We start from the raw sequence: 8,725 nt of genomic DNA, 5'->3' as shown, positions 1-8,725 counted from the left end.
TTAGTACATGTACCATGTATTAAATAAGTTGTTCGGATAAAAAGAAGGCTTGAGCCGTATGACGGGAAATCTGTCACGTACGGTTCTTAGGGGGGCGGGCGCTCGTGAGAGTGCCTGCCTACCCGACTCAACTAATTTTGAATATCGTATACAGAATAATAATAATCTCCAATTTTAATCTTTTATATAGACCGATAGGTATTAATTATAAAAATATGAAAATTAATCTATTTATTGCATTAATTTGACAAATTAATAGAATAATATTACAATTCCAAAGGATAAGTTTTACTTTTTCTTTTAATTTTCCCTTTTACTAGAAATGAGGAGACTAACATGAGAACTAAGAGAAAAGAAGTAACAGATATTGTAATGACCACTGTATTATTTATTATTCTTATTATTTTAACGCTTAGAAGTAATACATCAGCTTTATACTTTTGGACTTTTGTTATTGTAGTAGGTGTTGTATTGATAGTGAGAATTTATAATGTTGTTACTAGAAAAGAAGAGTAATTCTTTATTTAAAAACTTCTAGGAGGCATTATAGGTTTATGAATAAAAAAACAGGAATTGCAGTTTTTGCAGCAGCAGCATTGTTGACTAGTTCGGTTGCGCCATCTCTTTCTTTTGCAGCGGAAAAGGTTGAGAGCACACAAGTTCAAGAGGCATTAAGTATTGAGGATTTAAATACTAATTATCAAGTTTCTGATGTTAATACTGATGGATTAGTACGTACTGTTACATATGAAAATGGAAATGATCAACATACTGTAGTTTATAATGGTTTGAATGGTAGTGTTACAATTGATACACAAGTTCAAGAAGATCTAGTTTATGAATATGATACTACTAAAGAAAATACAGTAAATAATGCTTCTACTACTCAAGGTACTTTTACTACTATGGCTGCTAAGCCAAAGTCAGGGTATAAATACGTTGGAACTCTTTCTGGTCATACTAAAGAAGCTAAAAATGCAGCTGATTTAGCTGGTAAACTATCTTTGGTTATCCCAGGTTTAGGCTGGGGAGCAAAAGTAGCTATTATCTTAAGTGGTTATGCAATCAACCAAAAAGTTCCAGCTGCTTACTATACTTATGATCTATACGAAAAAGGTGCTATGACAACTAATTGGTATCAATATAGTACGACTAGATTATATAAAGATAAAGCTCATAAAAAACCAATGGGTAAAGCTTGGACTAGTAGTCCACAACATATCTATTTGCCTAATAGTTAATAAAAAAGGAAAGAAATCTCTAAAGATTTCTTTCCTTTTTTTACAATATAGAGAACTAATGTTTAAACTTTCCATAATGTTGTGTATAATCATTAATATAAGGATTTCTTTATTAATGGGGAGTGAATAAAATGAAAAAATATAATTTAGCTGGTAAAGTTACTTATATTTTAGGAGCTTTACTTTTCTTACTAGGGTTTCTCGTAAGCATTAATAAAGTAAGTTACTTTGAACTTGTACCTAGTCTTTCTGCTGCAGTTAAGTATGCGGTAATTGGATTTGCTTTAATAGTGGTTACTAAATCTAAAGTATTTAGAGTACAAGAATAAAAGAACTTAAAAAACACAAGGAGACATTAAAGTTTTATCTCCTCGTGTTTTTTATTAATGAATATAGGTTTAAGAAGAGTAGAAAAGCTAAGGATTAATTTCTTAGCTTTTTTTATTTCCGATAATACGCTTTATGTTAACTAAAAGAACCTTTTATTTATATTGAACTCAACAATAATTACAGTAAAATCCATTAAAAGTAATATATATACTTATTAAGGTGATTATTGTAATTGTTTGTGTATAGCATCAATAGTATTTTTTTATCATTTTTACCTTTTTATTCTAAAAAATGATTTATTAGAATAAATGAATGCTATACTTTTAAACGTCGTCATGAATCGAATTTGGAGGGAAATTCTAATGAATGGAAAGATTGTATTATCCCTTTGTCTTTATGTTTTATTGGTAGTTGTACTTAGTGAATACTTAGTAAAAAATAGTATGAAATTAGTAATTGAAATACCGATTTTAGTAATTGGTATTTTTGTTATTTATAAATTTCTTAATAAAAGATAGTTCTAAGTACAATAGATATTAAACTAACTATTTTGTAGTTATATCGATTTCAACGTAGGGCACTTTCTCATTTGAGAAAGTGCCCATTTTATTATTCAGTGAAGTAATAGCAGGAAATATCATGTTGCATTTGAATACTAGTACTATACTCTTAATACGAAAATGGGGGCTAGTATGATGCTGGTAAAAAAGATGCTGAATGGAATTATGATGAAAGAAATCACCATTAAAGAATTAGCTGATCAGTATGATGTAAGTACTCGTACGATTCAATTAAAGATTAAGAAATTAGGCTATGAATGGGACAGTAAGGAAAGTATTTATCGCTATGTTGGAGAAGAATCAGAACCCTTAGATGTTGATTTTAGTACCCTTATCTCTAAAAACAGTAAAATGCCAGCAGAACAAAAGTTAGCTACTAGCGAAGTAGCAGCTAGTACGAGCTATGTTGATGAAAGTGAAAGCACTAGCACTAGCTCTTCAAAAGCTAGCACAGTAGATGCAATTGATTTGTTGTTACAAAGTCCAAAAGACCGTTCTAAACGAATATATCGAGGTTTTTACTTTGATAATGATGTGCTAAGTATTATTGAACGTGTTCCTAAAAGCTATAAATCTGAATTGATCAATGAAGCTCTTAGAAAAGTATTTAAAGAAAAAGGATTATTAGACTAAGTAAAAGCTATCACTCAAATTAACATGGGTCTTTATTTGTTATAAAAGAAAAAATGCATATTGCGAATGGTTGAGAAACTAGCTCATATGTTTTAATACTGCCTTATCATTTCAACATGAAACTGGAGGAAGTATGAGACAAATAATTATTAACTTTATTTTAATTTTAATAACATCAACCATAGTGTTTTTTGTTCTTAGTTATAATGCATCTCTAGACAATCAATATATTTTATCCTTGCTTATAATTGTTGTTATACAATTAAGCTTAATTTTAGCTATCCTTTTAAAAAGCAAAAACCGTTAGTAATTACATTTACTAATTGTTTTTGCTTTTTGAAGAAAGTTTATCTATCACATTCAAGCTATTTTTAATACAAGGTACGAGTCGTATTTTTTAAGAACACCACTTAAAAAATCTCCACTCTTTTCTCCTTGCATAAAAAATTTCGGCAGGTTTGGATCTTTCGCCAAGCCGACATACCCAAAACGAAGGAGTTAGGGAATCGGCTTGTTTGAACAAGTATACCTGCCGAACCGCCAGCTCGGCCGTCCAAAAGTGCTCATCTTACTTCAAGGTGAGCAACGCACTTAAAAACATAAAAAGCCAGCCTCTACCCCAAAACAAAGGGGGAGATAAGCTGCGTTGTCAATGGTAAGCGGACCGTAGGGAGCATTAAGGAATTGACAATGTCTCTGCACCCAAACCCTCTTGGCACTCAAACAACCACGTTTGTTTGACGCCAACCGGCGAGGGATCCCCCTCAAAGGTTGAGGGGGTTGGGGGTGTTTGTAGAAGCCATTCCAAAGGAGCTTTCCTTTGGCAGGTGTGGACAGCGTCCGCGGTTTGGCTCCCCCTTGAAAAGGGGGTTGGGGGGATTGTTATGCTCAGCATAACCAAGCTCAATTGGGTACCAATTGTAGAGCTTGCCTTATTCCGACTGTTTGGTGTATTATGGAAGCATCCAGCTGGAATTTTACACCAAGTTCACCACGCCCAGTAGGTGAACATAAGGAGGAATAAAGGTATGAGCGAGACGAAAGGCGAGCGTAGGAACGAGCCTAAACAGGTGAAGTTCCGTGTCACTGAAGAGGAATTCGAACGGCTATCGCTGATGGCGGATAACGTAGGAATGACGGTGCCTGCCTTTGTGAAAGCAAAGGCACAGGGTACACGCGTACGACAGCCAAAGATCAATCGTGAGGGTGCTCTGGCAATTGCGAAGGAATTGCGTGCCGTGGGTACCAATGTGAACCAGATTGCGAGATGGTGCAATGCACGAGATATTGAACAATTGAGTGAACAGGAGCTTGAGAGATTGGTATACAATCTCGATGAAATTAAAAAAGGATTGGCTGCAGCATGGCAACAATTAAGCTGAGTACGACGAAAAATGCCAATGCGTTACTGAAGTACGCTGAAAAGCGCGCTGAGGTGGCAAATTCGCTTGATTGCGATGTGGACTATGTTCGGAACCAATTTAAGGCTACAAGGGAAATATGGGGCAAGAGTGGCGGCATACAAGCCCACCATGTCATTCAATCTTTTAAACCTGATGAAGTAAATCCTCATAAAGCTAATGAAATTGGGTTAAAACTAGCTGAGAAATTAGCCAAAGGCCACGAGGTGGCCGTCTACACGCATACGGACAAGGATCACATTCATAACCACATCGTGATCAATGCGGTGAACTATGAGGATGGTCGTAAGTTCCATGCTCATGGCCAAGATGCGATTGACCGTTTTCGTGACGCGAGCGACCAGTTATGTAAAGAACATGGATTGTCCATTGTAGAAGAGCGCTCGGCCGATGTGCGCTATACGTTAGCTGAACAGTCCTTGCTTCAAAAAGGTGAATCGAGTTGGAAAGATGAAATTCGGACGGCCATTGACTCTTCAAAAGAACAGGCAACGAGTTTTAAAGATTTCCAGGAACGTTTAAAAGATCAAGGCGTCCAAGCTACTTTACGAGGTAAAAACATCACGTATGAGCACTTAGAATCGAATAAAAAGGTACGTGGCAGCAAGTTAGGGCTTGCGTATGAAAAGGAGACGATTTTAGATGGCTTTGAAAGACAAGTTACAAGAGAAAGAGAAACAGCAGGTTCAGGAGAGAGAAGAGTTACAACAGTTACAGCAGTTATACCAGGAGATGATCTTGCGTCTCAGAGCAACAGAGGGCTATCTCTCGACGTTTCTGAAAGAAAACATGAACAAAGAGATGATGATCGAACAAGAGCTCAAAGAGATCAAACAGACGAGCCAAGACGTACAGAGGGAGATGGAATTAACTTCGATGACGTTGCTGAGCAAATTAGAGAACGACATCGAAACACACAAGCTGCATACAAACAAAACTTTGGCCGAGATGAAGACGGCCATCAGAGTCCTACACAACGACATGAAAGAGAATCAGGATTTTCTGAGCAAAGAGTTCCAAACAAACAATCAAGCAATCAAGGACGAACTAGAGAAAATCAACAACAACCTGGGGAGCAAGTTCGACAGCTTGAGCGCGACAGCGAAGGCGGAACTCAGCGAGGTCGAAAAAAACAGCAAGACTATGATATCGAACGCTAAATTAGGTGTGGTGTTTAATGGCTGGTTAGATTGGGTGAAGTATGGAGCTGGGGCGGCCGTCTTTATGGTGCCTATGTTTTTCTTGTTTAAATGGTTCTTTGGGTTATTTGGTATTAATTTAGGATAGACAAGTCCTTTTGTGCAGAATTCGTTGAAAAACTGCGAAAAGACTAGAAAAAGAGGGAATTTATTGATAGTGTTGAAAGTAGTATAAATGAGAAAAACCGCCCATGCTTTGGTCGGCTTGGCGGTTTCTCAAACAAGAAAGGGAATCAGTCCCTTATACACATATTGATGTACATATTCTATCATAAGGGGCTGATTCCTGCCATATAAGGAGAGGAATTAGTTTGGAAAAAAACAAAGATAACATTGTGAATTTGCAAGAAAAGCTTGCTGAAGCAGAAAGAAAAGCAAGATTAAAAGATTTAAAACAGACTTCGAATTCATCAAAAGAGCTTTCTGACATTCAAAGATCGTTGTTAGACTTGATGCAAGAAATTACTGGTGAAAAACACTTTATAGGTAAAGAAAAAGATATTTTTGCAGGGGAGCCGTTTAATCAAACCATGCATAGAAATTTAGATTTATTAAATCAAATTAATTATTTAACTCAAGCGGAAGAAAGCTTTTTATTTAAAATTCAAGCTTATTTAGAGTTTAAAAGTAATGTCATCATTTGTAGAGAAGATAAATTTAAGAAAAAAAGAAAAAATGTAATAGAAGATGATTTTGAACTTCCTAAGGCTGCTACTGTTTCTGATATTGCTCAAATAATTGGGAAATCGAGACAAAATACGTCTGTGATTATGAATAGTTTAAAAGAAAAAGAGATTTTACTGAATCCAGAAGGTGCAGGACAAATAACAGAAAATGGTCGTTCTGTGAGTCCTAGAACGTGGATTGTGAATCCTTATATAATGATTTGTGCTCCAAGAAAAAATGAAGTTAAGTTAGATAAACTAACAATGAGATTATTTCAGCATTCTTTAAAAAAGCTCAAAGATCAGAATGGCAAAAAAGTAAATTTACCAGTCAGATTTTTTTAAATTATATTGTTTAAGCCGTACCAATTTTGGTGTGGCTTTTTTGTTTTTTTGTAAATATTTAGGTGTCACGAAAACATGACAAAAAGGAGTCGAAGTGTCACGAAAACATGACACCCTAAAAAGTCCAATAAACCCAGTCATACCAAGGGTTTTGGACACTTTTCTTAGTTTCTCTCTATTATCACTATTATTTACTAGCAATTCGCTCATAGAATTGCAAGGCTCTTTTTATATTTTTTTCGTTAGAAAAAAATATAGCCTGAAGGCTAAATAGGCCGTCTTAAGACGGCCAAACAGTTATAACTGTTATGCGTTGCATTTTTGCAACACACAAAAACCACTCAATCAATTTGAGTGGTTCAACTTAACCATATTTGCCACCATTTTTTCTTGTTTTTTTCTTCTGACAAGCTGGATGCTATTTCTTTTTGTGACTCTTGTACTTCTCTTAATGTTGTAATAAGGGTTCTATCTCTTTGTTCTAAACTATCTTTTATGTAAGCCTCTTGTTTTAAAAATTGTTTTTTGAATTCTTCCTGCTGTTTTTCAATAATCTCATTTTGACTTTTTACTAACTGTTTCAATTCGTCTAATTCGGTCATAACAGTTGTGACTTGCTTAGTTATAACCGTTATGTCTCCTGTTGTAACCGTTATGTCAGTTATATCGGTTATAACTTTGTCCTTCACAATTTCTTTTACAGCTTTTGAAACAGTCATGTCTTTTTCATTCTTTAAAACCATTAATTCTTTAAATAAGTTTATATCATCTTGTGAAAATAAGAGTTGTCCTTGTTGATTGCGTTTAAAGTTATAACCATGTTCTTCAAAGAGTAAATAATACTTCTTTGCAGTTGACGAAGTAACACCAATAACTCTTGCTAATCCATCTACCTTTTCATAGAACTCCATGTACATAACAGTTATAACCTCCAATATAGTAAGTGTTATAACTAGTATAACACCCGTTTTATTTTATAGTTGTAATTTTAGAAGTAAAAAAGACAGCAAGGATCTGCTGTCTTTTTTTAAGGCTTGTCCTTTTTTCCAATAATAATTTGAAGTAATTTTGTAATTTTATCTAACTTACTTTCAAGTCGGACAAGCAAATAAAGAGATAAAAATATTGGAAAGCCCACATCTTCTATAAAGCTAACCAGATCTCCTACGATGATGACATACCTCCTCATTTAGAAGATATATTATAATATGTGGTTTCTAAGTGTTTGTTCCTAGGGTATATATCCATTTATTGAGACTAAAGTCCTTTTAAAAAAGAGCAACCTTCTCTCAGATGGCATTGGAGGAGGTTGCTCTTTTTTATTTAGTAATTTTACTTTGCAAAACTACAAGAAACGGTTAGATTAATTCATTAGCTATCCAAGTGTAACATAATAAAATAAAACTTGTCATACAAATTTTAAAATAAAGAAGCAACCTCATCTTTGTCATAGGAGATCGAGGTTGCTCTTTTTGCTACGTTGAAATTTGTAAAAATAGTCTGACCTTTAATGTACCATATTATGGTCCCGAATGCTATTTTTTGGGTTTGAAGCATATGTATAAAATGTGCGCTTTTTATGCATCTTCCTGCTTATGATTCCTCAAATCATCGTTGATAAATCAAGGATGTATAAAAAGATGCATACTTCATGAAGAGAACCCCTTTGAGAATCCTTGCCTCCCAAGGGTTCTCTTTTTGTATGTGTTCCGGAAAGAGACATTATGTTAACTAGATCTGTATATCGTATTCAATAAATTTCCTAAAGTTTATCCATCTAAAAAATGTAAATATGTAACTTTTATGGAACTTATTCGTATATACTATAGAAGCTGATAATATTAACATAATAAGCGAAACAAACCCAAATTAAACTAAAAGAGCAGGGGGAACCATTTTGAAAAACTATGTAGTATTTATTGCTAGCTTTGTAGTATTTATGTTTGCTTTTCAAATTCTTTCTGGAATGTTTCTTACACTTACATACGTACCTGACACTTCACAACATCTTAGTGGTTCAACTGTAAGTATCTTTGGAAGTGAAATTTTCAATTATACACTTTTAAGCTCTAGTATATCCGCAACGTTTTCATTTATTATCTCTAAAAAAATGTTTGCATCAAAAAATAGCAACTAAACAAAAAACTCTTTCTAAAACCTTCTAGAAACGAATCTAGAAGGTTTTTTCAGTTCCTATAATGTTGATTATGGTGCGACAAGAAGTCGCTTTCTTACAGCGTAGCTAACGCTACTCATCTAGACGCGAAGATGATCTCCATCCGAAACGGCATTCTTGGTAACGAGTTTGTCGGTTGCATGAGGAAATGCGGA

Annotated in this window: 10 protein-coding genes; 8 read left to right on the top strand and 2 right to left on the bottom strand. The window is 34.6% G+C overall.

Annotated elements, in window-relative coordinates:
- Positions 1–336 precede the first annotated feature (336 nt).
- The 7 genes from ACNHOZ_RS28670 to ACNHOZ_RS28640 all read left to right on the top strand — a co-directional run bounded on the left by ACNHOZ_RS28670 (position 337) and on the right by ACNHOZ_RS28640 (position 6,394).
- Positions 337–516, top strand: a complete 180-nt coding sequence (locus ACNHOZ_RS28670; protein WP_154975076.1) for a hypothetical protein — start codon at positions 337–339, stop codon at positions 514–516.
- A 38-nt stretch (positions 517–554) separates the two neighbouring features.
- Positions 555–1,241, top strand: coding sequence for a hypothetical protein (locus ACNHOZ_RS28665; protein ID WP_154975077.1), 687 nt, complete (start codon positions 555–557; stop codon positions 1,239–1,241).
- 131 nt (positions 1,242–1,372) lie between these two features.
- Positions 1,373–1,570: a hypothetical protein gene (locus tag ACNHOZ_RS28660; protein ID WP_154975079.1), complete on the top strand. Its 198-nt coding sequence runs from the start codon at positions 1,373–1,375 to the stop codon at positions 1,568–1,570.
- 693 nt (positions 1,571–2,263) lie between these two features.
- A complete protein-coding gene (locus ACNHOZ_RS28655; RefSeq protein WP_328172206.1) occupies positions 2,264–2,764 on the top strand; it encodes an HTH domain-containing protein in 501 nt (166 codons plus the stop codon).
- Positions 2,765–3,792: 1,028 nt separating this feature from the next.
- The gene (locus ACNHOZ_RS28650) at positions 3,793–4,146 is read left to right on the top strand and encodes a plasmid mobilization protein (RefSeq protein WP_012209755.1); all 354 of its coding nucleotides are present in this window, start codon (positions 3,793–3,795) and stop codon (positions 4,144–4,146) included.
- Complete coding sequence (locus tag ACNHOZ_RS28645; protein WP_447697452.1) at positions 4,128–5,345, top strand: relaxase/mobilization nuclease domain-containing protein; 1,218 nt, start codon at positions 4,128–4,130, stop codon at positions 5,343–5,345. Before ACNHOZ_RS28650 ends, ACNHOZ_RS28645 begins: the two co-directional genes overlap by 19 nt.
- 350 nt (positions 5,346–5,695) lie before the next feature.
- Positions 5,696–6,394, top strand: a complete 699-nt coding sequence (locus ACNHOZ_RS28640) for a Rep protein (RefSeq protein WP_447697451.1) — start codon at positions 5,696–5,698, stop codon at positions 6,392–6,394.
- Positions 6,395–6,753: 359 nt separating this feature from the next.
- Here the strand turns inward: ACNHOZ_RS28640 and ACNHOZ_RS28635 are convergent, their stop codons facing one another.
- Together ACNHOZ_RS28635 and ACNHOZ_RS28630 are read right to left on the bottom strand one after the other, a co-directional pair.
- Positions 6,754–7,311 (bottom strand): DUF3967 domain-containing protein, encoded by a 558-nt coding sequence (locus ACNHOZ_RS28635; RefSeq protein ID WP_224357659.1) that lies wholly within the window; start codon positions 7,309–7,311, stop codon positions 6,754–6,756.
- 110 nt (positions 7,312–7,421) lie between these two features.
- Complete coding sequence (locus ACNHOZ_RS28630; RefSeq protein ID WP_153252744.1) at positions 7,422–7,583, bottom strand: YvrJ family protein; 162 nt, start codon at positions 7,581–7,583, stop codon at positions 7,422–7,424.
- A 708-nt stretch (positions 7,584–8,291) separates the two neighbouring features.
- Here ACNHOZ_RS28630 and ACNHOZ_RS28625 point away from each other — a divergent pair.
- Positions 8,292–8,531 carry a hypothetical protein gene (locus tag ACNHOZ_RS28625; RefSeq protein ID WP_447697450.1) on the top strand — a complete coding sequence of 80 codons (240 nt, stop codon included), beginning with the start codon at positions 8,292–8,294 and terminating at the stop codon, positions 8,529–8,531.
- Positions 8,532–8,725: the final 194 nt, after the last annotated feature.

Source organism: Priestia sp. D51 (assembly GCF_053345675.1).
The sequence above is the reverse complement of the archived record's forward strand: the minus strand, read 5'-3'. Positions and strand labels throughout refer to the sequence as shown.